This window comes from Agarivorans sp. B2Z047, assembly GCF_023373605.1.
Classification (GTDB): domain Bacteria; phylum Pseudomonadota; class Gammaproteobacteria; order Enterobacterales; family Celerinatantimonadaceae; genus Agarivorans; species Agarivorans albus.
This window is the reverse complement of the sequence record NZ_CP088080.1, coordinates 655940-681271: the sequence shown is the minus strand read 5'-3', so window position 1 is coordinate 681271 and position 25332 is coordinate 655940. Positions and strand designations below refer to the sequence as shown.

21 protein-coding genes are annotated in these 25332 nt (G+C 45.6%); 10 read left to right on the top strand and 11 right to left on the bottom strand.

Annotation, left to right across the window (positions count from 1 at the left end; genetic code table 11):
* Window positions 1–93 precede the first annotated feature (93 nt).
* Both LQZ07_RS03150 and ald read left to right on the top strand, forming a co-directional pair.
* A complete protein-coding gene (locus LQZ07_RS03150) occupies window positions 94–855 on the top strand; it encodes an SDR family NAD(P)-dependent oxidoreductase (protein ID WP_152783270.1) in 762 nt (253 codons plus the stop codon).
* Window positions 856–895: 40 nt separating this feature from the next.
* Window positions 896–2017: an alanine dehydrogenase gene (ald, locus tag LQZ07_RS03145; protein WP_152783268.1), complete on the top strand. Its 1122-nt coding sequence runs from the start codon at window positions 896–898 to the stop codon at window positions 2015–2017.
* 27 nt (window positions 2018–2044) lie between these two features.
* Here ald and LQZ07_RS03140 read toward each other — a convergent pair whose 3' ends face one another.
* Both LQZ07_RS03140 and LQZ07_RS03135 read right to left on the bottom strand, forming a co-directional pair.
* A complete protein-coding gene (locus LQZ07_RS03140) occupies window positions 2045–2605 on the bottom strand; it encodes a sugar O-acetyltransferase (RefSeq protein WP_152783266.1) in 561 nt (186 codons plus the stop codon).
* 68 nt (window positions 2606–2673) lie between these two features.
* The gene (locus LQZ07_RS03135; RefSeq protein ID WP_227981427.1) at window positions 2674–3120 is read right to left on the bottom strand and encodes a DUF192 domain-containing protein; all 447 of its coding nucleotides are present in this window, start codon (window positions 3118–3120) and stop codon (window positions 2674–2676) included.
* 507 nt (window positions 3121–3627) lie between these two features.
* Here LQZ07_RS03135 and ilvG point away from each other — a divergent pair.
* The 5 genes from ilvG to LQZ07_RS03110 all read left to right on the top strand — a co-directional run bounded on the left by ilvG (window position 3628) and on the right by LQZ07_RS03110 (window position 9917).
* The gene (gene ilvG, locus LQZ07_RS03130; protein ID WP_152783264.1) at window positions 3628–5286 is read left to right on the top strand and encodes an acetolactate synthase 2 catalytic subunit; all 1659 of its coding nucleotides are present in this window, start codon (window positions 3628–3630) and stop codon (window positions 5284–5286) included.
* Window positions 5286–5558: an acetolactate synthase 2 small subunit gene (ilvM, locus tag LQZ07_RS03125; RefSeq protein ID WP_152783262.1), complete on the top strand. Its 273-nt coding sequence runs from the start codon at window positions 5286–5288 to the stop codon at window positions 5556–5558. Before ilvG ends, ilvM begins: the two co-directional genes overlap by 1 nt.
* 37 nt (window positions 5559–5595) lie before the next feature.
* A complete protein-coding gene (gene ilvD / locus LQZ07_RS03120; RefSeq protein WP_152783260.1) occupies window positions 5596–7443 on the top strand; it encodes a dihydroxy-acid dehydratase in 1848 nt (615 codons plus the stop codon).
* A gap of 80 nt (window positions 7444–7523) precedes the next feature.
* Complete coding sequence (gene ilvA / locus LQZ07_RS03115; protein ID WP_152783258.1) at window positions 7524–9059, top strand: threonine ammonia-lyase, biosynthetic; 1536 nt, start codon at window positions 7524–7526, stop codon at window positions 9057–9059.
* A 120-nt stretch (window positions 9060–9179) separates the two neighbouring features.
* Window positions 9180–9917 (top strand): hypothetical protein, encoded by a 738-nt coding sequence (locus LQZ07_RS03110; RefSeq protein ID WP_152783256.1) that lies wholly within the window; start codon window positions 9180–9182, stop codon window positions 9915–9917.
* Window positions 9918–9941: 24 nt separating this feature from the next.
* Here LQZ07_RS03110 and LQZ07_RS03105 read toward each other — a convergent pair whose 3' ends face one another.
* Both LQZ07_RS03105 and rlmF read right to left on the bottom strand, forming a co-directional pair.
* Window positions 9942–10826 (bottom strand): PA4780 family RIO1-like protein kinase, encoded by an 885-nt coding sequence (locus tag LQZ07_RS03105; RefSeq protein WP_016402320.1) that lies wholly within the window; start codon window positions 10824–10826, stop codon window positions 9942–9944.
* Window positions 10827–10906: 80 nt separating this feature from the next.
* On the bottom strand, window positions 10907–11866 hold the full coding sequence (gene rlmF, locus LQZ07_RS03100) for a 23S rRNA (adenine(1618)-N(6))-methyltransferase RlmF (RefSeq protein WP_152783254.1): 960 nt from the start codon (window positions 11864–11866) through the stop codon (window positions 10907–10909).
* Window positions 11867–12133: 267 nt separating this feature from the next.
* Here rlmF and LQZ07_RS03095 point away from each other — a divergent pair, with 267 nt between their 5' ends.
* Complete coding sequence (locus LQZ07_RS03095; protein ID WP_152783252.1) at window positions 12134–13762, top strand: alpha-amylase family glycosyl hydrolase; 1629 nt, start codon at window positions 12134–12136, stop codon at window positions 13760–13762.
* Window positions 13763–13824: 62 nt separating this feature from the next.
* On the opposite strand, the gene LQZ07_RS03090 is transcribed toward LQZ07_RS03095, so the two are convergent.
* Window positions 13825–16239 carry a TIM-barrel domain-containing protein gene (locus LQZ07_RS03090; protein ID WP_152783250.1) on the bottom strand — a complete coding sequence of 805 codons (2415 nt, stop codon included), beginning with the start codon at window positions 16237–16239 and terminating at the stop codon, window positions 13825–13827.
* A gap of 369 nt (window positions 16240–16608) precedes the next feature.
* On the opposite strand from LQZ07_RS03090, the gene LQZ07_RS03085 reads away from it, so the two are divergent.
* Window positions 16609–18306, top strand: a complete 1698-nt coding sequence (locus LQZ07_RS03085; RefSeq protein ID WP_152783248.1) for a hypothetical protein — start codon at window positions 16609–16611, stop codon at window positions 18304–18306.
* A 49-nt stretch (window positions 18307–18355) separates the two neighbouring features.
* Here the strand turns inward: LQZ07_RS03085 and LQZ07_RS03080 are convergent, their stop codons facing one another.
* From LQZ07_RS03080 to LQZ07_RS03060, 5 genes are all read right to left on the bottom strand, one after another.
* Window positions 18356–20605, bottom strand: coding sequence for a multiheme c-type cytochrome (locus LQZ07_RS03080; RefSeq protein WP_152783246.1), 2250 nt, complete (start codon window positions 20603–20605; stop codon window positions 18356–18358).
* A 174-nt stretch (window positions 20606–20779) separates the two neighbouring features.
* Window positions 20780–21244: a GNAT family N-acetyltransferase gene (locus tag LQZ07_RS03075; protein ID WP_249483496.1), complete on the bottom strand. Its 465-nt coding sequence runs from the start codon at window positions 21242–21244 to the stop codon at window positions 20780–20782.
* Window positions 21245–21330: 86 nt separating this feature from the next.
* Window positions 21331–21735 (bottom strand): GNAT family N-acetyltransferase, encoded by a 405-nt coding sequence (locus LQZ07_RS03070; RefSeq protein WP_152783244.1) that lies wholly within the window; start codon window positions 21733–21735, stop codon window positions 21331–21333.
* 378 nt (window positions 21736–22113) lie between these two features.
* Window positions 22114–22551 (bottom strand): GNAT family N-acetyltransferase, encoded by a 438-nt coding sequence (locus LQZ07_RS03065; RefSeq protein ID WP_016402329.1) that lies wholly within the window; start codon window positions 22549–22551, stop codon window positions 22114–22116.
* 157 nt (window positions 22552–22708) lie between these two features.
* On the bottom strand, window positions 22709–23251 hold the full coding sequence (locus LQZ07_RS03060; RefSeq protein ID WP_152783242.1) for a DUF1993 domain-containing protein: 543 nt from the start codon (window positions 23249–23251) through the stop codon (window positions 22709–22711).
* Window positions 23252–23308: 57 nt separating this feature from the next.
* On the opposite strand from LQZ07_RS03060, the gene LQZ07_RS03055 reads away from it, so the two are divergent.
* On the top strand, window positions 23309–23578 hold the full coding sequence (locus LQZ07_RS03055; RefSeq protein WP_152783240.1) for a hypothetical protein: 270 nt from the start codon (window positions 23309–23311) through the stop codon (window positions 23576–23578).
* Between the two features lie 71 nt (window positions 23579–23649).
* Here the strand turns inward: LQZ07_RS03055 and LQZ07_RS03050 are convergent, their stop codons facing one another.
* Window positions 23650–25011 (bottom strand): DUF4397 domain-containing protein, encoded by a 1362-nt coding sequence (locus LQZ07_RS03050; protein ID WP_152783238.1) that lies wholly within the window; start codon window positions 25009–25011, stop codon window positions 23650–23652.
* Window positions 25012–25332 lie beyond the last annotated feature (321 nt).

Genomic DNA, 25332 nt, shown 5'->3' with positions numbered 1-25332 from the left:
CCTCCCTTGGTTAATCTAATTTCATTCCGCTGTTAGAGGCAATGACTCTAACCAGCCGTCAAAAAATTTAGTTGGTTTAACAAGGAGTTATTTATGAGCAATTGCGTATTCATTACTGGCGCTACATCGGGGTTTGGCCTTGCCAGTGCTAAGTTGTTTGCTCAGCACGGTTACAAACTCATTTTAACCGGCAGGCGCATAGAGCGTTTAGCCCAACTAGCTGATGAGTTAGGCCAACAATGCCAAGTGCACTATGCCAGCCTTGATGTGCGCGATAGCCAACAAGTAGCCCAGTTAGTAGCAGCATTGCCAGAAGACTTTAAACAAGTAACAGCGCTAATTAACAATGCCGGATTAGCCCTAGGCACCGACCCTTGTGATAAGGCCAGCCTTGCTGATTGGCACACCATGATTGATACCAATGTCACCGGGCTGGTTAATGTTACCCATGCCTTATTGCCCATTCTTACTCAGCAAACGGTTGCCTCGGTAGTGAACTTAGCCTCGATAGCTTCTAATTGGCCTTACCCTGGAAGTCATGTATATGGCGCCTCAAAGGCCTTTGTCGCCCAGTTCTCTAGAAATCTACGTTGTGACTTAGTGGGCAGCGGCGTGCGGGTTACCAGCTTAGAACCTGGTTTATCAGAGAGTGAATTTAGCTTGGTGCGTTTTGGCGGTGACCAAGACAAATATCAGCAGCTTTACGGCAATAGCAATGCCCTACAACCAGAAGATATTGCCAACATTATTTATTGGTTAGTAGAGCAACCTGCTCATATCAACATTAATAGCTTAGAAGTCATGCCCAGCTCGCAAGCTTGGAACAATTTCAATGTTGTTAAACAAGCTAACTAATTACTTTTTCAATTAAAACTTAAATCGCTAGGAGATTATTATGATTATTGGCGTACCTTCAGAAATCAAAAACCATGAATATCGCGTTGGCTTGGTGCCAGCCTCAGTTCAAGAGCTTACCGCCCGCGGCCATAAAGTTAACATTCAAGCTGGTGCAGGTTTAGGCATTAATATCGACGATGCCGCCTACCAAAAAGCTGGCGCAAACATTGTTGGCAGCGCACAAGACGTGTTTGCTAGCAGCGAGATGATAGTAAAAGTAAAAGAGCCTTTGGCTCAAGAACGCGCAATGCTAAAAGAAGACCAACTACTATTCACTTATTTACATCTGGCACCTGATGTCCCGCAAACAGATGATCTGATTGACAGCGGCGCAGTCTGTGTAGCCTATGAAACAGTCACCTCTAATACCGGGGCATTGCCGCTATTAGCGCCTATGTCTGAAGTTGCAGGCCGTATGGCAATTCAAGCTGGCGCTCATTGTTTAGAAAAATCTAACCTTGGACGTGGCATGCTGCTAGGTGGCGTAAGTGGTGTAGAGCCAGCAAAAGTAGTAATTATTGGCGGCGGTGTAGTAGGCCGAAATGCGGCTCAAATGGCGGTTGGCATGTACGCTGACGTAGCCGTGTTAGACAATAACATCGATACGCTACGCCAAATCGATGCTCAGTTTTCTGGCCGCGTAAAAACTGTATTCTCGAACCAATACAATCTAGAAAAATACGTTGCTGATGCCGACTTAGTGATTGGCGGCGTATTAATTCCTGGTGCTGCAGCGCCCAAGTTAGTCACTAGAGCAATGATCAGCGGTATGAAGCCTGGAAGTGCCATTGTTGACGTAGCCATTGACCAAGGCGGCTGTTTTGAAACATCGGTAGCAACCACTCACGCCGACCCCACCTTCATTGTTGATGACGTAGTGCACTATTGTGTTGCCAACATGCCTGGCGCAGTCGCGCGAACCTCAACATTTGCCCTCAATAACGCCACCCTACCCTTTGTATTGCAGCTCGCAAACCAAGGTTACAAACAGGCATTATTAGCTAACCCACACTTGTTAAACGGCTTAAATGTAATTCATGGCAAGCTCACCAACCAAAGTGTTGGCGAGAGCCAAGCAAAACAATACATCGAAGCACTAAGTGCAATTAAAGCCGCATAGGAAAAGCGACTAGCTAACTCAGGTTAGCTAGTCTTGGTCCTCGGGAATATCTCTCACGTATTTAGCCGGTACTCCGGCTACCACTGTATTAGCAGCCACATCTTTGTTTACCAAGGCACCAGCGGCAATCACCGCGTTATCACCAATGCTTACGCCAGGTAAAATATTCGCTCCCATGCCAATCCAAACGCGGTCACCAATAGTTACAGGTAAAGCTCGCTCTAAACCCTCGGTGCGCTGTTTAACGTTTAACGGGTGAGTCGCAGTTGAAATATTCACAGCAGGAGCCAGCATCACGTCATCGCCGATGGTGACAGGCGCACCATCAAGAATCACACAGTTATGGTTGGCATAAAAATTCTTACCAGTGGTGATGTTATAGCCATAGTCGCAGAAAAAATCTGGCTCTATCCAAGGATCGAGACTGTTTGGCAATAATTCGGCTAATACCTCGGCGCGTAGATCTTCTTCGGGGTGTAACAAATTGAGTTCGTAACATAGAGACTTAGCTTGGTTACGTTCTTCAACCAACTCTCCGTCAAAGGCCAAATACAACTCTCCAGCTAACATCTTTTCTTTTTCTGTCATGCTTACCTCTTCGAGAAACTGGCCGCCACTAGGACAAAACTGCAGCGAAATGTTTTATTTTCAGTAAGTTATTCTACAGGTTTAATCACTACTTTATCTCCGACTTGGATTGCATTTTTGGCAAACCAGCCTTGATTCATCTCCCATGCGTACATCACTTGAAAGCGCGATTTAGTTAGCTTGTCATCATTCGCCTGCATCTGAGTGATTTCGCTAATAGAACCATCTTTGCGGATAAAAGCGACATCTAAAGGGATCAAAGTATTTTTCATCCACATTTGAGCTTGTTTAGTGCGCTGAAAGTTAAACAACATGCCGCAATCGTTACACAAGTGCAGGCGATGCATTAAACCCAAGGCGCGTTGTTGGTCACTGTAGGCATATTCCACCGTGTAGTGCTGTTGATTGACCTCCACCGCCACCGCTGGAAATTCCTCACTTGGCGTTGCAGCCCCCACATTTTTTGTGACTACCAACAAAACTAATAGGACGTATTTATAAACGGATACATTCAAAGTTACAGGATTCCCAGGTGACTAAAACGGCGCTAAGTAAAACCGTGTCAGATACACAACTCACTAAGCAAGCCATCACTTTACCTTGCTTAAACGCAAATCAACGAAAAAAAGTGCAATAATTTTAGCCAAATGAACAATGAACAATCTGCTGCATATGCAAAATTTATCACCACTCAAAACAAATAAAACAGAACATACAACCAACAAAAAAAGAAAATACAGATTAAGAAACCTTAAGTTGTTTATTAAACGTACCACAGGCAGAACAATTAGTAGCCAAAGTGGACTTGAATCACATTTTATCCTGTGATACTTGTTAGCCAATGCTTTAGGAAAGTTTTAAATATGTCTCTTTCAGTTGCTCTAATTATTAGCGTCGTCCTTGTGGTGATTATTCTATCACCTCGCGGGGATGCGTTGTTGTAACTGAAACAAGCACACAACATCAAACCCCCGCGCTGCAAAGCTCGGGGGTTTTTTGTTAACGGTGGAAAGGAAGTAGTAATGAATGGTGCGCAACAAATTGTAGCGACTCTGAAACAACAGGACGTTGAACAAGTATTTGGTTATCCTGGCGGGGCAATTATGCCTTTATACGACGCTCTCTACGACGGTGGTGTAAAGCACATGCTTACTCGCCACGAGCAAGGTGCGGCAATGGCAGCGGTGGGTTATGCCCGCGCAGGAGCAACTTCGGGCATTAAAGTTGGTGTGTGTATCGCCACTTCTGGACCTGGCGCAACCAACCTCGTCACTGGCCTTGCCGAAGCGCAGCTAGACTCCATTCCACTTATCGCCATTACTGGGCAAGTAGCCCAGCCAGTAATCGGTACCGACGCCTTCCAAGAAGTAGACGTATTAGGCATGTCGTTATCAGTCACCAAACATAGCTTTATGGTGACCGACGTTAAAGAGCTTAAACGCACCATAGAACAAGCTTTTGAGATTGCCACCAGCGGCCGCCCAGGCCCAGTGCTTATAGATGTGCCTAAAGATGTGCAACTAGCCGAAGTTGAAGAAAGCCTCGCTTACTTGGCTGCTGCCAGCGCTCCTGTAGAACCTACTGCAGAATTAATTGGCCAAGCCAAACAACTCATCGCTAGCGCTAAACAACCTATTGTATATGTGGGCGGTGGTGTAGGCATGGCCAATGCTGTTACTGAGTTACGTGAGTTTTTAAATTACAGTAAAATCCCAAGTGTAAGCACGCTAAAAGGGATTGGGGCGATCACCGAAGAACAACCTTACTACTTAGGCATGTTAGGCATGCACGGCACTAAAGCAGCCAACCTAAGTGTTCAAGAAACGGACCTATTGGTGGTGATTGGCGCGCGCTTTGATGACCGCGTTACCGGCAAGCTTGATGAATTTGCACCAAATGCCAAAGTGATCCACCTAGATGCTGATGCCAGCGAATTTGGTAAACGCCGCACCCCAGATGTTGCACTAGACAGCGACCTAAAGCTAACCCTACCTAAGCTGCATTGCCAAACCGAGATTGATATCTGGCAAGAAAAAGTGGCACAACGCAAACATGATTTTGCTTGGCGCTATGATCACCCAGGCGGGCATATTTTTGCGCCTGCTATGCTTAGCGACTTAAGCAAGATGGTGGATAAAAACACCGTGGTAGCTTGTGATGTTGGCCAACACCAAATGTGGGTAGCCCAACATATGCAGTTTGATGGCCCAGAGAATCATTTATCAAGTGCAGGCCTAGGCACTATGGGCTTTGGTTTACCCGCGGCCATTGGCGCGCAGTTTGCCCGCCCTAACGACACCGTTATTAACGTCTCTGGTGACGGTTCATTCATGATGAATGTACAAGAACTCACCACCATTAAACGCGCTAAACTGCCGGTAAAAATGCTGTTAATCGACAATAACCGCTTAGGCATGGTTCGCCAGTGGCAAAACTTGTTTTTTGATGGCCGCTTTAGTGAAACGATTCTTGATGACAACCCCGACTTTGTAAAAATGGCCTCGGCTTTTGATATCCCCGGCGAAACCATTAGCAACAAAGTTGATGTACACGCAGCCTTGCAACGGATGCTAGACAGCAAAGGCCCTTACCTACTGCATGTATTAATTGATGCTGAAGAAAACGTATGGCCATTAGTGCCACCCGGTGTGGCCAACGACAAAATGATGGAGGACTGCTAATGCAACATTCACTAACCATTTCTACTCGCCAGCAAGCAGATGTACTAGAACGCGTATTACGAGTGACACGTCACCGCGGTTTTTTAGTACAATCTATGCAAATTGAGCAGTTCAATGACCAAGAGCAGTCTGGATACCGTATTGAACTTAGTGTGACGAGCGAGCGTCCAATAGAGCATCTTACTAATCAATTAGTGAAATTGTTTGACGTTGAGCAAGTGCAATTAACCCTATTACAAGCAGTGGCTTCACCAAAAGCGGCCATTGCCTAAAACAAATAGCAAACACAGATTAACGGAGTAAACCGCAATGCCTAAACTGCGAAGTGCCACCACCACCGAAGGCCGTAATATGGCTGGAGCGCGCGCCCTTTGGCGAGCAACAGGAACCAAAGAAGAAGATTTTGGCAAGCCAATTATCGCAGTGGTGAACTCATTCACCCAATTTGTGCCGGGCCACGTTCACCTAAAAGATCTTGGTCAATTGGTTGCACGCTCTATCGAAGACGCAGGCGGTGTTGCTAAAGAATTTAATACCATCGCTGTAGATGATGGTATTGCCATGGGCCACGGCGGCATGCTTTACAGCCTACCTTCACGCGACCTAATTGCAGACTCCGTTGAGTACATGGTAAACGCCCACTGTGCCGACGCCATGGTGTGTATTTCTAACTGTGACAAAATCACCCCGGGAATGCTGATGGCGTCGATGCGCTTAAACATTCCAGTTATCTTTGTTTCTGGCGGCCCAATGGAAGCCGGTAAAACCAAACTTAGCGACCAAATCATTAAGCTCGACTTAGTTGACGCCATGGTTATGGGTGCCGACAAAAACGTATCCGATGAAGACAGTGACAAAGTAGAACGTAGCGCCTGCCCAACCTGTGGTTCTTGTTCTGGTATGTTTACTGCAAACTCAATGAACTGTTTAACCGAGGCTCTAGGTTTAGCTCAGCCAGGTAACGGTTCAATGCTAGCGACTCACGCGGATCGTGAAAAACTGTTTGTAAATGCCGGTAAGCGCATTGTTGATTTGTGTAACCGTTACTACCAGCAAGATGACGAAAGTGTATTGCCGCGCTCAATCGCGACACACAAATCCTTTGAAAATGCGATGACCCTAGATATCGCCATGGGGGGTTCTACTAACACCGTATTACACCTTTTGGCAGCAGCCCAAGAAGCTGGCGTAGATTACAATATGGACCACATGGATGAGCTTTCTCGTAAGGTTCCTCAACTGTGTAAAGTGGCGCCATCTACCAACAAATACCACATGGAAAATGTACACCGCGCAGGCGGCATCATGGGTATTTTGGGTGAATTAGACCGTGCAGGTTTACTAAACCGTAACGAACCGAATGTAATGGGCGAAACCTTGGCCGATACCTTAGCCAAGTGGGACATCATGCAAACCCAAGATCAGGCAGTAAAAGAGTTTTACCGTGCTGGCCCTGCAGGCATTCGCACCACTAAAGCCTTTAGCCAAGATTGCCGCTGGGATGACCTAGACGACGACCGCGCCGAAGGTTGTATTCGCAGTTTAGACAACGCCTTTAGTTTAGAAGGTGGCCTTGCAGTACTAAAAGGTAACCTAGCGCAAGACGGCTGTATTGTTAAAACTGCCGGCGTAGACGACGATAACCTAGTATTTAAAGGCCCTGCCCGTATTTTTGAAAGCCAAGACGACGCAGTTGCTGGCATTTTAGACGGCACCGTACAAGCTGGCGAAGTAGTATTAATTCGCTACGAAGGCCCTAAAGGCGGCCCAGGCATGCAAGAGATGCTTTACCCAACCTCTTACTTAAAATCGATGGGTTTAGGTAAGAAATGTGCCTTGATTACCGATGGCCGCTTCTCTGGCGGTACCTCTGGTTTATCCATTGGCCATATTTCACCAGAAGCTGCGAGCGGCGGTGTGGTTGGCTTAGTTGAGCAAGGCGATATCATTGATATCAACATTCCTCAGCGTAGCATTGTGTTAGAAGTGAGTGATGAAGAACTGGCTAAACGTCGCGCCGCTATGGAAGCCAAAGGCAGCGATGCTTGGAGCCCAATTGGTCGAGTACGTGAAGTAAGCACCTCGCTGAAAATGTACGCCCACTTCGCCACCAGCGCCGACAAAGGTGCGGTACGCGATAAAAGCAAGCTAGATTAAACCGCGCGTCTTGCTTGAATAAACAGCCCGGTTCGCCGGGCTTATTTTTTTATGTTGTCGCCAACATGTATAGGTAATTTATGATGCAACACTTGCCTAGTGCTAACGAATATCTTCGCCGTATATTGCTCTCGCCAGTCTACGAAATTGCCCAAGTTACCCCACTACAGGGTATGCCTAAGCTGTCGCAGCGCAGTGGCAATAATATTTTGCTGAAACGCGAAGACCGACAAAGTGTGCATTCGTTTAAATTACGCGGCGCCTACAACAAAATCGCCCAACTTAATCAACAGCAGCGTGAACGCGGAGTGGTTGCAGCATCGGCGGGCAATCACGCGCAAGGCGTGGCTATGTCGGCACAGCGACTTAACATTGCCGCGGTGATTGTAATGCCCACCACCACTCCCGATATTAAAGTGGATTCGGTACGCGCCATGGGTGCTGATGTGCGTTTGGTGGGCGACAGCTTTGATGAAGCCTACCAATACTGCAAACAACTGGTTGAAGAACACGGTTACACACTGATCCCTCCTTTCGATGATGTAGACGTGATTGCCGGCCAAGGCACCATTGGCAAAGAGCTGCTTGAACAAGACATGCACCTAAACGCGGTATTTGTGCCGGTAGGTGGCGGCGGTATTGCCGCTGGGGTGGCGGTATACATTAAACAGCTGATGCCTCATGTGAAAGTGATAGGCGTAGAAGCCGAAGACTCTGCCTGTTTAAAAGCCGCCTTAGCTGCTGGCAAACCAACTCCCTTAGAACGGGTTGGGCTATTTGCCGACGGCGTTGCGGTTAAATTAATTGGCAGCGAAACCTTTCGCCTTTGCCAGCAATACCTCGACGATGTAATTACCGTAAACTCCGATGAAATATGCGCGGCAGTAAAAGACATTTTTGAAGATACCCGCGCCATTTCTGAGCCTTCTGGTGCACTGGCTCTGGCTGGCTTAAAAGCCTACGCTCAGCAGCACAAACTAGAAGGTGAGCGCTTAGCTGCTGTGCTATCTGGCGCTAACATGAACTTTCATAACCTGCGTTATGTGTCTGAGCGCACCGAGCTTGGTGAGAAAAAAGAAGCAGTATTAGCGGTACGCATTCCAGAGCGCCAAGGCGCTTATTTAGAGTTTGTTGAACACTTGGGCGGACGAGTCATCACCGAGTTCAACTATCGTTATGCCAGCGACCAACAGGCCAGCATATTTGCTGGCATTAAGGTGAGCAATAGCGATAAGGAGCTACCAGCGCTGTTAGATAAGCTGGATAGCAGCGGTTATCAAGTGGCTAACTTAAGTGACGACGAGCTTGCTAAGCAACATGTGCGTTATATGGTAGGCGGGCGACCTGGCACCCAACTCAATGAGAAGCTCTACAGTTTTGAGTTCCCAGAACAACCTGGCGCACTGCTTAAGTTTTTGCGCACCCTTGGCCCCCATTGGAATATAACCTTGTTCCATTACCGCAATCATGGTTCAGCATATGGTCGGGTATTAGCCGGGTTTGAGTTACAAGAAAGCGACCAGCAAGCCTTTGGTAAACACCTAGAGCAGTTAGGCTTTGATTATCGTGACGAAAGCGATAACACTGCTTATCAGTTCTTTCTGGCACATGACTGAGCATAGACTGAATAGATCAATTACTTCTAAATATTGAACTAAGTTATCCAGCTATAAGCATTACTACAGAAGGTTTGCTAAAAACTTTGTTTTTCAGCAAACCACTGGAGACTCAAGTTTATGGCTAAATCATCTACTGCAATCGCCGCACTTATCACGCTTGCGAGTTTTAACCTTTCTGCCGACACACTCACATTAAACAATGGCAGCATCTTAGAAGGCACACTGTTGCAGCGAAATAGCCAAGAACTTCAGTTTGAAGTGGCTGGCAATACCATGACCTTTAACACCGCAGATGTGAAAGATCTGCAGCTTTCCTTTGCCAATACTCATACTGACATTAAAACCGACACCAACTCAGCCGAAACCACTCAGGGCGTTAGCAGCATTCCAGCCGGCACGCCGTTGATGATCAGCTTAGACAGTGCAATTAGCACCCGTGAACATGCCTCTGGTCATCGCTTTAGTGCAAGCTTAGAAAGTGACTTAGCAATTAACGGCCAGCTTATCGCCAAAGCAGGTAGCCCCGTTTACGGCAAAGTACTGCAAAGTGAACAAGCGGGTCGTTTGGCCGGAAAATCTAGCCTAACAATCGCCTTAACCGACATTACCGTAAATGGCCAACGTGTTGCCATTCAAACCAATGCTTTTAATGGCTTGGGTGATGCCCAAGGTAAAAACACCGTGAAAAAGGCCGCTGGCGGCGCAGCCATTGGTGGGCTAATTAATGGTAGTGATGGCGCTAAAGACGGTGCCAAAGTAGGGGCTGGTTTAGCCATCATTACTCGCGGTGGTGCGGTACAAATTCCAGCCTATACCTTGTTAGAATTTCAAACCAGCGCACAGGTAAATATTTAATCCCTGAATAGCTGGGTAGAAACGCTAATCTGCCCAGTTAAACTTCGTTTCATCAACGCCTTGTTGAGCTTCTTTTAGCCTCTCTTTACGGGCTAGTTCTTCTTCTCGGGCGGCATCTATTTCTTGCATAATGGCTGCAATATCGGCCACGGTATCTTGTTCTACAAACTTGCCGCTAAGCTCAGTGTCGGCTGTCAGCTCACCTTTCTCAAACAAGCTCCACATCTCTTTGGCGTATTCCGTATTGGCCAAGGCTGGCGCGAATTGGCTGTAGTAATCGCGCATGTTGTTAATGTCACGGGTCAGCATCCATTCAGCATTGTTGTTGGCGGCGGCATCTACCGCTTGGGGTAAGTCAATAATCACTGGGCCGTAGGCGTCCACCAGCACATTAAACTCCGACAAATCGCCATGAATAAGCCCCACACATAACATCTTCACGATGTAAGAGATGACTAACTGATGATCTTCAAGCGCTTGCTCCTCACTCATCATCACGTCGTTTAAGCGCGGTGCCACATAGCCTTCATCATCGGTGACAAGCTCCATGAGTAATACGCCATCAAAACAGCCATAGGGCTCTGGCACTCTCACCCCAGCAGCCGCGAGCTTATACAAAGCATCTACTTCGGCGCTTTGCCACACTTTTTCTTGCTGCTCACGACCAAAGCCCGAGCCTTTTTCCATCGCCCGAGCCCTGCGGCTATTGCGAACTTTACGCCCTTCGCGATACACCACCGCTTGCTTAAAGCTGCGCTGGCTAGCCTCTTTATATACTTTTGCGCAGCGGATCTCGTCGCCACAACGCACCACGTAAACCGACGCTTCTTTGCCGCTCATTAGCTGGCTTTTCACTTCATCAACTAAGCCGTCATCAACTAAAGGCTGGATTCTTTTAGGCGTTTTCATTTATCTCATTTATTCAAAATCGATCGTTTATATAGGCATATTTGCCAAGCCACTTAGCAAAACACAAATCAAACTCTATGTTATAAAGAGGCTAGCCATTGCTTCTGTTGTGCTGGCGAATGATAAGACCACGCTACAAAGCGACTCACCTTATTGCCTTGCCCCATCTTTATGGTTTTATGTTGGCTCACTTTTGCTTGTTTAAGCGCTTGGTATATCGCCCTCAAGTTTGCCTCTTTTGATACTAAGCTGGTAAACCACAACACTTGTTGTGAAAACTGCTGGCTCTCTGCCACCATGTTTTTAATAAAACTCAACTCTCCACCGGGGCACCACAATTCATTGCTTTGACCACCAAAGTTTAGCTTTGATTTATTTTTAGCATTAGCCTTTAGATTGGTTTGTTTTCTTTGGCTGCCCTTTTGGGCGTCTGCAGCCGAGCGGTGAAACGGCGGGTTACACATGCTAAGCTCAAAACGCTCGTTCGCTTGCACAATACCTTTAAATATCGCTTTTTTGTTGTCTTGTAAACGCAGCGTGATATTTGCTTGTAAATGCGGATTAGCCACTAAAATACGCTCTGCCGATTGTAAAGATGCTGCTTCGATGTCACTGCCCACAAATGACCATGCGTATTCGCTAACCCCAACCAATGGGTAAACACAATTCGCTCCTACTCCTACATCAATACAACGCACTGGGCTGTTTTTAGATAGGCTGCCGCCCAAAGAATTAGCCAATAAATCGGCCAAGTAATGAATGTAATCGACACGACCTGGAATGGGCGGACACAAATTGTGTTTTGGAATTGCCCAGCCTTGCACCCCATAAAAATGCTTTAACAATGCCTTGTTTAAACAGCGCACCGCTTCTGGGTCAAAAAAGTCTACCGATGCATCTCCATATTGGTTTTTGGCCACAAAGCGTTTTAACTCGGGACATGACGCAATAAGCGACGGGAAATCGTAACGCTGTCGGTGTTTGTTACGCGGGTGAAGTTGGCTTTTCTCTCCCGGAGAGGTCGTTTTTTTTGCGCGCATTCGCTTGTTGTAACCAATAAGTTCTAGACAAATAGCATTATAAAGCGAAGTGGGGCTAAAGGCTGCATCTCATTGAATAAAGCATTATTGATAAAAGTGTGACTTAAATAAGTGATATATAAGTCAATATAATAGAAAATATCATAATCAATTAGTACTTAATTGATTATTTATAAAGCTATGCAAAGAAGGTGGCAATAATCAGATCACCACGGCTATAGTCGCGCTGCATAAGCTTTGTGTTAAGCAAGTTACAAGGAAAGTAAAATGAACAAACACTTGATAAGCAGTGCGCTGTCGCTTGCAATTTTGGCGAGCTTAAATGGCTGTGACTCTAGCTCAGAAGCAATAACCCCTAAAGAAATTCCCGTTGGAGAAGCCAAAGCTGAAAGCCTTTTGGACATGAGCTCGGTGGCCGTGGACGATCAACCAGCATTAGCCGCAGACTGGTATAAAGGCGCAGTTTTTATGGAGATATTTGTACGCAGTTACAAAGACTCCGATGGCGATGGGATTGGAGACTTTAAAGGCCTTACCTCCCAACTGGATTACATTGCAGACTTAGGCGTTGAAGGCATTTGGTTAATGCCCTTTAGCGAAAGCTCTGATAAAGATCACGGTTACGAAGTAGTCGATTACCGTAGCATCGAGAGCGACTACGGGACCCGAGAAGACTTTGATGAGTTTTTAGCACAAGCCCATGCCCGAGGCATTGGTGTAATTGCCGACTACCTCATCAATCACAGTTCAGGCGATAACCCCGTATTTATCGATTCAGATAACAATGCTGGCGGGAAACGCGATTGGTATATGTGGGAGTCAAATAACCCTGGCTGGACCAACTGGTCAGGAGACCCCTCTTGGCACCAAGGTACATACGGGTACTACTACGGTATCTTCCAATCCAACATGCCTGACTACAACTTTGGAAACCAAGAAGTTGTCGACTTCCACTACAACAACTTACGTTATTGGCTAAATGCCGGTATGGACGGCTTTCGTTTCGATGCTATGACCCACTTAGTTGAAAATGGTCCGAACCGGTGGTCTGGACAACCAGAAAATGCCGCCATTATGTACGGTATTCAACAATTAGTGATGGAAGACTACAGCAATCGCTTTATGATTTGCGAAGATTCAAGTGATTCTCTAGCTGCCGCACAATCAGATTTTTGTGGCTCAGCGTTTTCGTTTTATTTGAATATGGACATCATGCGCAGCGTTAATGCCGGCTCGACTTCAGGCACATACATAGTGGATTGGCTACAACAGGGCAGGCTTAGTAGCATGGGGCTGCTACTAGCAAACCATGACTATTTCGCTGGTACACGAGTATTTGAGCAGTTTGCTGGAAACGAGGCTAAATACCGCTTAGCTGCTGCTACCTTGCTTACACTACCGGGACAACCTTTTGTTTATTACGGGGAAGAAGTGGGCATGGGACACACCGCCAATAGTGGTGGTGACTACTTACTGCGAGCACCAATGAGTTGGACTGCAGAAGGCGGGTTTACCACCGGTACCCCTTACCGCGCGCATGCCCACAATACAGCGGCTTATAATGCTGCTAACCAAATGGCAGATAGCAATTCTATCTACCACCATTACAAAACACTGATTCAGTTACGTAAAAACACTCCTGCTTTACGCGAGGGAGATATAGAAGTGCTGCTTGATGGTGAAGTGCTGGCTTATAGCCGAAGCCTAGCGGATTCAAACGTATTAGTGGTGCTTAACTACAGCGATAGTGCGCAAACGCCGGTTATTCCAGTTGGACAAGCCTCAACACTGTTAAGCCCATTGGCAAACTTTGGTAGTAACGCTGTGAGCACAACCTCGTCTGGCCAACTCAACCTAAGCCTTGCGGCTCAAGAAATTCGTATTTACCAATACTAAAACCAATAAGGGCCTGACAGTTACAGACTGACAGGCCCTTATTATCTTTTTAGCGCCACCAATTACTCATTAAACTCAAGCAACCATTCGCCACCTTGGCGAACATCTACTTGCTGAGCGGGCAATAGAAAACCACTTGCGGTTTGCTTGCCTAACTCAATAGCCTGATCATTGAAATAAGCGGCCTTTATTGTTTTATTTTTAACTAGGTTAGCTAACTCTAGCTGATAAGACTTTACACTTGGAGCATCTTGATACTGCCCTTTGGCTGGGTGAATGCGTACTCGTAAGCTATCAGTAAGTTCAGCACTAAACTGAGTTTCCTGAATTGCTTGCTGTTGATAGGCGATAGTTACACCGTCATCTTCAATTAACTGACCTTTGGCTTGGCCACTATCATCCAGCACCACCAGCAAATCTAGCGTTGCTTCATCCTCAACTTGTCGCGGCACTATATGGCCCGCTTTAACAAACAACGGTAAACGGTATATTTCATCAATAAATAAAGGCTGTTGTAGTTGCTCACCGCTACTGTTAAGCATTAGCTTGGTACGGTAATCAAACCATTGTCCTTTGGGTAGATAAACCGAGCTTTGTTTAGCCTTATCTTTGGCTTCCAAAGCTACCAATAATGCATCGCCGATTAGCTTCATGGAGCCATTAGTTCTAGCTTTAACATCTTGTTGGTAACCGTAGACTAATGGAGCTACCACCGCTTTCCCCTCTCGCCATGCTTTATGCGCCAAGGTGTAATAGTATGGATTTAAGGCATAACGCTGTTTAACATTAAACAAGTTGCTGGCGGTATCGCCAATTCTATCTGGCGCGGTTTCTTTGCAGTTACACAGATTTTGGGTGTGCGGCCTTACCGGTAAATCGGTAAATAACGCCGCAGCAAACCATTGAGTATATTGCTCACCCCAAGGGGTACCATGAAAGCCGCCAATGTCTGAACCAAAATAATCAATACCGGACAAACTCATATGCATTTGCGCATTAAAGTGGCTACGTAAGTTAGCTAAATTAACCCCTATATCGCCCGACCACATCGCCACACCATAAGCTTGGCTGCCAGCAGTACCAGAGCGGCTCATAATGAACGGGCGCTGCTGGCGCTGATTGCGTTGATAACCTTGATAAATACTGCGACTCCACAACAGGTTATACAAGTTATGTACACTTTGGTGGTCATGCTTTAGTTCGCCATCAATATTCACCCCGGCATACCAAGCTTTACGGTGATAGAGCTCGGGCTCACCTAAATCGGTCCAATGAGCAATCACGCCATCATCAATTAGCGCTTCACGGCGATAGTCATGCCAAAAGGCTGCGCCTTTCTCACTGGAGAAATCCAGCATGCCGCCCTTACCCCACCATGGATTGTCTTTTATATAAGCGGGCTCCATGCAAGGCGGCGCGCAACTGCGGGCTAATGCGCCTGCGTGAGCCAGTGAATAGTACTCATTGAGCTCACCACCAATATAAGGCTCTTCAATAGTCATTACGCCAATACCGCGTTGCTTTAACTCAGCTATTTTTTGCTGATGATTGGGAAAGTTTTTTTCGTCCCAAGTAAGTGAGCCCATTTGAGTATGTTTAGAGTTTTGTTTAATACCGCCAAACCACTGCAGGTCGAGCACTACACCCGAAAGCGGAAATTGTGCTTTATGTAAGCTAGCGAGTTTACTGTCTAGTTCTTGCCAATTATCAAAACCGTATTCCGACAACCACAAGCCAAACATAGCTTTTGGCGGAACCGGCGGCTTGCCGGTCAACGCTAAGTAACGAGAGCGTAAATCAGCTAGGTTTTCACCGGCAATCAGGAGGATTCGAGCTCGCTTACCCTTGCCTTGGATAGAATATGGCGCTTTTGTGAAATCAAATACCAAGGGCTGAACGTGATCAAAAAACAAGGCTAAGTTTTGTTTGCCCTCGCCCAATAAATACATAATCGGAATTTGGGTATTGCCTACCGCACCTTCACCCTGATACACCATGGCATTGCCCATGCGGTTGCCCGGAATACGCTTTCGGCCTAGCCAATCGCCGTCGGCATTACCTTGAGTATTATGCTGCTGCCCAAGGCCGTAAATCTGTTGAATACCGCCTTCACTTAAGCTTAACTTCCAGCGACCGCTCTTTAGCGACTCGATACATAAATGACTCAGTGTTTGTTTGGAATGCCCAGCGTCGCTTAAAGATAAACAGCGACCATTTTGCTCAGGAGAGATTTTGTACCACGGGCTGGAAGCGGGATCGACAATAGCTGATAAAGTCTGGGTATCGAGTTTCGAAGCCGCTAACATTAAGCTTGGCTCAAACTGGCTAAGTGTGGCATCGCCAGCCGAGAGAATAACAGTGTGCTCATCTAACACTTTACTTTGCCAAACTGCCTCTGCAGCCTGAGAAATAGCACTAGTTATCGACAACACAAAAGCAGCAGCTAGTTTCGCCGAAAGGTGTAAGCCCGTCTTCATATTTGTTCCTTCAATAAAGGCCTAATAACTAGCAAACCTTACCAGTAAACAAATTCATTAATAACTAAATTAATCAGCATCTTGCAAAAATGTGACTTAGCAAATTAAGGACTTTAATTACCATCAAAAACAGCCTTGAAACCTTCGTCACCGACGCCTTCGGCAAGCCAAAACAATTCACACCAAACAGCATAATATTTCAACATCGAAAAACTAGTAGAGCAAATACTCTGCAATTTTACATAGCTACCATCTTTTATAAAGCTTGTTGATAAAAATATAGTTTTACTTTAAGAGCTAAATAAAACACATTCTCCTCTCAAAATAACAGCAATAGCTGTCATAAAAATGTAAAGGATTGAAAGCATTATGAACAAATTCGCAGTACTAGGCAGCACAGCCTTAGTATCGTTAGTGTTAAGCGCTTGCGGTGGAAGTGAAAGCGGCAATGAAACCCCACCAAGTACAGACCCAGTAAGCGGCACTTTTATTGACGCCGCCGTAGAAGGATTATTCTATAAAGCGGCGCCCAGTGGATTAAGTGGCTACACCAACGCTGAAGGTACCTTTGAGGTTAAACCCGACGATGTAGTGTCGTTTTACTTGGGCGGCGAGAACGGCATGTTCATCGGTAACAGCTCTTATCGTAGCGTTGTTTCTCCCTTTGAAGTAACCGCCGATACTGGTTCTGCAATGAACTTAGCGCGAATACTGCAATCATTAGATGATGCGAGTACTGGCAGCATTGTTATTCCAGAAGATATTGCAAAGCCAGCAGCCGACAGCAATACCTTAATTGCGCTCAAGCAAGTGAAGCTAAACAACCTAGATTCTGCAGATGCGTTGCTAGAAGAAGTAAGCGCTAGCGAGTGGGTATCAGAACAAGAAGCAGCAGCGCATTTAAGCGAGTCACTAGATGGCATTGAGCGCGGCGACAGTGACGTGATTGATGCGTTTAGTAAGGGCAGTGGCGAGTACTTACGTTTATCTGAAGTAGTTATGACCGGCCAGTACGGCAATAACTCAATGGTATTTCAGAATGTTCACATGGATAGAACAATTCCTGATGAGGCATTCAAAAATGCGAGCTTTGGTATAAGCTCTGAAGTACTGCATCTAGCCGAAGACTCTTTGGTGCTTAAAGCAGGCTCTTCTGATCAACGTTATAGCTCGCAGTGGGCGAAAGAGTTCATTGCCTGTGAGTTAAACGGCGGTGAATTCACCGTGAACAACAATACTCCAGAGTGTTTTAATGCTGATTCAAACACATACTCTGCCGAAGACTTTGCGATTGAACCTGGCTTCCAGTTAGTGGTTAAAGACCCAAGCCAAGTTAACCACGACGATGAAGCTATAGATTACGCAGAAGTGGCTAATTTTGGTGGTTTATTTACGTGTATGAACGAACAAAACTGTAGCCAAGCAAACTTAAGCACTTTAGGCGAAAGCGAATTTGAAGACGATGGTGAGCTTAAACAACAAACCTATAGCACCAGCTACGACACTGCGACAGGGATTTACACAGATCAAACCATTGAAGTGACCCTTGACGGTACCGGTAATCAACTAAGAAAAAGCACATCTACCTCATACAGCTACTTGGTTAATCCAAACGTAGACAATGGCGAGCGCTATATCGATTTTAGAGGTACTTGGTTGGCCGAAACCAACATCGCAGGCTGTAGCTTAACCGGTCAAGTTAACTACCAGTTTGGTGAAAGTGAGATTCATGTTGTAGGTAAAGAGTTACATACTCAACAAGGTGGCGAATGTACCTTGGAAGATATGGATGAAACCGTGTCTTACGCAGAGCTAGCTAACATGGCATTTTGGTGGTTTGGCGTTAATGAGGGTCAACAAACCAAAGCAACTCTTGCTCAACTAAACTCTTCTGTTCGCTGGTGTGATGACGACGAAATCATTGAAGGACAATTATGCCAAAACCCTAAAATTGAGCAGTGGACGTATGTTGCCGCTGGCAAAAACTGGGACCAAGGTGTATTAACATCTAGCGCATTTGTGCAAGGCCAAAAAAGCTTCATCACAACATTTCGAAAAACTAATTAGATAGTTTTATCCAAAAGGCGCTTTAGAGCGCCTTTTCTTACCATCTAAATTATTGATTTAATTGCCCCTTCAAGCGCTGCACGACTTCTGCAGGTACCACCGCTTGTAACTGCAAAATACATAGCTGTGCCTTTCTATTTTTATGCCTTACCTTCATTTCGCACAAGGCAAATAAATGCTGCGGATTACGTCCGGTATCGTAGGCTTTGTTTAATACTTGCTGCGCTTTGACCAAATCAAAAGCTTCTAAGGATAAGCCGTAAACATACCAATAATGAGCATTACTTGGCTCTAGCTCTGTGGCTTGTGCAAAATAGCTCACCGCTAGCTGCGCCTTTTTTTGCCTCAATAAACTTAAACCAGTGCTATAGGGGATAGCAGCACTGGCAGGCTGGGCTAAACGCCCTTGCTTGAGCACATTGAATGCGGCCATTTCATTGCCTAGATGGCGATATAAATCGGCTAAATTAACGTAGCTGTTGGCAAAATAAGGCTCTATTTTAATGGCTTGTAAATAGCTAGCTTCCACCTCATTAAACTCGCCAATAGCAAGGTAAACACCGGCTAGATTGTTCAGTGCAAATGCACGGTCGGCATTGACTAACTGAACTTCTTGGTATTCCTTAAGTGCTGGCTTTAATTGCTGTTGCTGCTGCTTAGTTAAACTTGCCCAGCCTTTAACCAAGCTAGCAGCAGTTTCACTTCTTACAGCTAGGGCCGAGTCTTCCAGTAGAGGGGACAATAAGCGCCAGCGCTCTGCTATAGGGTAATGCCGAGCGCTACTTACTGCCCCTAAACGAATCAGCTCTTGCTCGCTGCTAACAGCTCGCGCAGTGGCAATCACACTATTACGGCCAGGAAACTGCGCCAGTCGCTCTAGAGCAGAGGCGCGAATAATGCTGCTTTCTAAGGGGTTTTGCGCCACGTAAGCCAAGGCTTGTTCGGCAGAGGGTAAACCTTGGTCTGCAGCAAAAAATGCTTCAGAGAAATGATTATTATCTAAGTAGTTTGATTTAGGAAACCATTGCCGCTGCCATAGTAGCGCCCAACTATTGTCTTTATCTTGGTGGCAAGAAGTACACACATTTGGGGTGCCAATCGCCTGACTCAGATCGGGGCGCGGGACTTGCCAACTATGGTCTCGCCGTGGGTCTACCTGCATGTAAGTAGTGGCAGGCATATGACAAGAGCTGCACATTGCAGCTTCACTATCCGCTGGATGAAAACTATGTTTTTCGGGAGTATATTCAGCAGCTACATGACACTGCGCACACAGCGCAGGTTCTTCCATTTTCAATTGCCCAGAATGCACATTATGGCAATTACTGCAGCTTACTCCAGCATGCTTCATTTTTGACTGCTGAAATGAGCCCCAAACATACACTTCATCGTATATCTGGCCATCATCATGATAGAGCTCGGCGCTTATCAAGCTGGGCTGATAGCGATCGAGCAAAGATCCCGCCACGTGGTCATTGCTTTCGCTTATTTGCAAACGGCGGCTGTGGCACTGTGCGCAGACTTTAAGTTGCTGGCTTTGTTGGTGGCTGGCAGCGCTTAAAGTAGATTCGCCAGCTTGGTAAGCCCATTCACTTACTGCCGCTTGAAGAGTACGAGAAAAGCCACTGTACTGGCCTAAACTGGCTAGTGCAGCTTGCTTATTGTCACTTTGAGTCCATTTGATGTGGTCGCTGGCAGGGCCGTGGCAGGCTTCGCAGCCAACGTTGATTTCAAACCAAGTGGTATTGTAGGTATTGCTGCTGCCGTCGTAGCCCTTTTGCAAATTAGTTGAATGACAGTCTGCACACATATAGTTCCAGTTTTGTCCGGTATTGGTCCAATAAAATTCATCCGTTTTTTGTTGATTGGGATATAGGTGAAACCAACGCTGGCCACCTTGTTGCTTGCTTCTAGAGTCCCAAGCAAAGGGAATGAGCTGCACTCGACCATCGGCAAATTCCACCATGTATTGCTGCAGCGGTTCAAAGCCAAAGGTGTAAGTTATTTGGTAATCGGAAAAATCACCGTTAGGCCCCTCAATATTGACCCAATATTCAGCGCCTTTACGAAAGAAGCGGTTGGTTTTACCTGCAAACTCTAGGCTGGCATTAGCGAAGTCGCCTAGTATCGATTGCTCATCGGCATGGCGCATTGCCATGTCATGATGAGAGCCCTGCCATTGTTGATATTGCGTTTGATGACACTCTATACAGTTATTGGTTCCGACATATTCAGCCGCCGATATACATAAGCTTACACCTAGCCAAACAAATACAAGCTCAAACAGCCCCTGCCTCATGCCTACCCTTCTCCAAAACTATGGATTATCCAGTCATTAAACTTTGCTAGTACCAAGCTAAAATTACTTATCAAATCAAATATCTAGCAAGGTATAACTAAAAGTGTAGCAAGTCTTGAACAAATGACGTCACAGAGAAGGGCTAAACCACAAATAACTTAAAGAGGCTTAAGGCTAGATGGATGGCAAGCTTTTGCTCATAAACTTACTGTTAGGATCAAGTTGGTAGTTGGCAAAAGGGCCGCAAAACTCAAAACCAAAAGACTGGTAAAGAGCCCACGCTGGAGCAAACGCGGCCATAGAGCCAGTTTCTAAACTCAGTTGCTGATAACCACTTTCTTGGGCGTCTTTGAGAATATGTTTTAGTAACCCAGCAGCCACGCCTTTACGCAAATGTTTACTGGCAGTGCGCATAGATTTTAACTCTGCATGCTTGGCGTCAAGCTGCTTTAAGGCGCCACACCCTGCTAGCTCCTCTCCCAACCAAGCACACCAAAACTTCACGCCCTCGGCCTGCAAACCGCTCACATCCAATGCATGAACACTCTCTATTGGAGAGTGGAGCAACATGTCTTGGTGGTGCTCTTCTAGCAATGCGATTACTTGCTCGCCTGTTACATCGTTTAAGCGTATATCCACTGACTATTTCCTAATAACTCAACAAGCCATTAGCATTGAATATATAGGCTTAAAATTCAATCCAATTAACAGTAAGGCGCTGCTGTTTAGCGTTCCATATAAAGATTTGGATCTGAAATTTGGTTAAACCCAAAACCACGATACAACTCATGAGCATCTTTAGTTGCGAATTTGAATCGGCGTACATTCTGCAATTTAGGGTGAGCCATAATACGGTGCATCATGGCTTTGGCTAAGCCTTTGCCTCTATGCTCCTCCAATACAAAGATGTCGGCTAAATAAGCAACGGTTGAATAGTCAGAGACAACTCTGGCAAAAGCTACTTGCTGCTGTTTAAGGTCAAACGCGGCAAAACACATGGAATTATCAATCGACGTTTTAACAGCTCTTTTAGAAATCCCTTTCGCCCAGTAAGAGCTCACCAACACTTCATGAATAAGTGCTAAATCGAGCTGTTCTTTGTTAGTACCAACATAGTATCCCTGTTGCATGCTCAGCCTTCCCTCATTAACCCACCCCACATTGATTGGCGTAAATTTAGTCAGCAATAAGCTAGGCCTCAAGCCCCTCAGGGTAACGTTTGGTAACTTTGCCATCGGCATTTGTAACAATTTGGTAACGTTCATTCTAAACACTTACAACGTAAGGCTTTAGGGCATGTAAGAGAAAGATAAGCAAGATCGACCAGATACTCACTTATGCTAAAAATGTGATTTAGATTTGTACCCTGCTGCCGTTTAACATCGGTTTAATGCAACTAGCTTCGATAGCTTAAAGGCTGTAGTAAGGAACAAAAACGCTGCAGAAAGCAGCGTAAAGTAGATATTGAAGGCAAGTCGCGGCAACAGGCGACTTCAACATAAGATTTGTTAGCTTTGAGGAAGCAAATAGAAGTTTGGCTGCCAACGCTCCATATGTATTTCTGGATGGGCTAACTCGGTAAAGCCAAACTGCTGATAAAGGCCATGTGCGTCTTGGGTCGCTAACTTAAAGCGGCGAATCCCCTGTAGCCTAGGATGGGCCATAATGCGATGCATTAGTGCCTTAGCCAAACCCTTACCCTGGTGTTCTTCTAGGACAAAAATATCGGCTAAATAGGCGAAGGTGCTGTAATCGCTAATCACCCGAGCAAAACCAACTTGCTGTTTTTGATAGTTATAAACAGCAAAACACAATGAATTATCGATGGATTGTTCAACCGTAGCGCGAGGGATACCTTTAGCCCAGTAAGACTTAGTTAATACACTATGAATCAGCGAGATATCTAACTCTGCTTGGTTAGTACTTATAAAATAATCTGGATGCATTGACGAATGTCCCCCTGATTGTTCTTGCGCGCCTTTATCTCAAATAATCTACCGATTGTATTACGCTAACACAAGGTTTTAAGGCGTATTTCTTGCGCTTTACGAAATAATCATTAGTCAATTACTAAATCACTCATAATTTTTTGAAGTGACTGTTTTAAAAGCTAAAACCTGCAGGGTATTGATGATAGCCATCAAAATTCTGTTTACTTAAAGGCATGCCCTGCTGACGTAAAATCGCATAGCTCATCGTGTAGTGAAAAAAGAAATTTGGCAGCATATATTGTTGCAGGTATTCACTTGGGCTTAGCGATAATTTAGCAAACCCAGCCTGAGTAGAAATATTGCTCGGCGTACTTTGCTCAAATTGTTCAGCTTTTAACTGCTGCAAACACCTTACACTGCTGTGCAATTGCTGCTGCAAACTCTGATAAGAAATAACCTCTGGGCTAAAGTTTTCGATATCTTGGCCCGCTAAAGGTAAGCAACAACGCAGACTAAAACCAATGGCGGTGCTAATTTGTTGCCCCAATGGAAACATGTCGTCGGCAAGTTTGGCGGCCAATAATTGTGCTTCGCTTAGGCCCTGTTCCTCGGCAAATAACTGCATATCACTAAGTAATTCATCGAGCTGATTTAAATAGTGTAAAAACAGTGGTACCGATAATTGATAAAGCTTATTGGTTTTGGGATCTGTCATGCTGTTCGTCCTTAAACTAAGCCTATGTTATAACGGGTTTAGAAATGATTAATCAAGGTGAAACTCGCACTGTTGGTTTGGAATAAGGTGAAAAACGTACTAACAAGCCTCACTGTAGAGCAACAGCGAGTATGGATTATTTCGCGTCACGATAGCTTAAGCCATCAAGATATTTATCCGCTCAGTGAATCAGACTTAGTGGGGAAAAACTGGCAACAACGTGGCTTTTCCGAACATCACGTAAACCAGATAGAAAGACTAAAACGCGGTGCTTTAATAGAAGTACCTCAGCATACTCATTTAGTAACGATCACCCGAGTTAAATAGTCGCGCTACCATACCAGCCAAAACAGAAAAGGGCCTTACGGCCCTTTTTTTGTTACTCAACAACTATGTTGTTATGGTGCCATAGTATCTACATTTAGCACTAAATCACTAAAGTCATCGGTGGCTACTGCTGTGTAAACACCGCCGTTCTCAATAGTGGCCATGGTTTCAATTGCTGGGCTGTAAGTCGTATCACTGGCTAAAATAACGGCGAAGGTATAGGTGCCGCCAGCAACATTAAGTACCGCATTATCTTTAAAGTTAACCCCAGCTAACACTACGGTGTCTGCGCTAAAGTTGCCATCGGCAGAAGCATGAATATCAACTGGGCCTAAGTCACCCGCAGTTGGGCTTGCATGCACTACGCGAACCTTAGAGTAAAGCGCTACCGAGCGTAAATCTTCACTAATAACCAGTGGTTCAATGGTGCTGTCAGTAATCGAGTTTAATTTTCCTACAGCATAAATACTGGTTTCGGCTCCCGCATCCAACATCACTCCTGGGGCATCAATAACCACTAAGCTGTTGTCTGCGCTGGCGGCAACACTCAGATCATAGCTAGCTGCAGCTAAATCACCGCTGCGAAATGGTGTTTCGTTAAAAGCAATTCCGGTAAAGCCAGTTACAGGAGCGCCGCTCGCCAATACATCAACCATCGGCGCATCATCTACTGCATGCACTACTCGTACATGGCTGGTTTCTGCCATATCACGCACTACCGATACGGCACTGCCATCGGCCAACAACACATTTACTGGCGATACTGAGCCCATGTCGCTGTTAGGCACTGCTGTTAACATTAAATCGCTGCCACCAGCTAGCGCCACTTCGCCGCTATCAAAAACCACGGTTTTGCTGCCGGTTCCAGTAATGCGAATTCGGTAGGTATCTGCTGGAACGGTTACCGGTAAATCTGCGCTATCAACTTTAAATTCTAAGTTAGTAATTGCCGCGGCTTCGCTCGTAATATCAGCTGCTGTGGTTAAATAGATATCTACCCCATCCACGTCAGGGTGACCATGTAATACATCAATGCGCACGCTAGCTGCATCTACTGCATCACCGCTACGGCTTAGCACTACTGGCTCAATAGAAGCCGCATAGTTAAGCGCAATAATGTCGTATTGCATATCCGGAGAGAACTCTAAGTTTGCAGCTATCACTTCAGCATTATCACCAGGCAAAATGGCGTCAACGCTAATATCATAACTGCCAGATGCAACCGGTACCCAAGCACTGCCTTGGCGGTAATCCACCATACTCAGTCCAGCAAAGGTTTCGCCATTGGCTTTAACTTCAACCATCGGCGCGTCGGCGCTTGCATGGGTTACGCGAACTGAGGACATTGGGGTTTCAACGTGGTCGTCATCACTACCGCAGGCTGCGAGTAATACAGCGGAGCTGAGTAGTAGACCTGATTTGGCAAGTTTCATGTTCTTTTCCTTAAGTATCTCTGTAGTGGTATCAGCCATTGAAACGCCAAGGAAATAAAATAAGATCACAAGAAAAACCGCGGATTGTTTATCGGCGACAAAGAACTTAGATGTGACAGAATGAAAAGAAAGCAAACAAAATAAACCGTAATGCATTGAAATTATTAAATTTAAAAATAATCCTCTTCTCAAAAAGCACAAAGCAAATTTGTAACAAAAATGTTATATTTTTATTGTTTGATTCAACAAAATACTTGAGCAGTCATTCTCATTTCCTCGATTTATTCCGCCTAAGCAAACTTAGTATTTACTTATCTAATT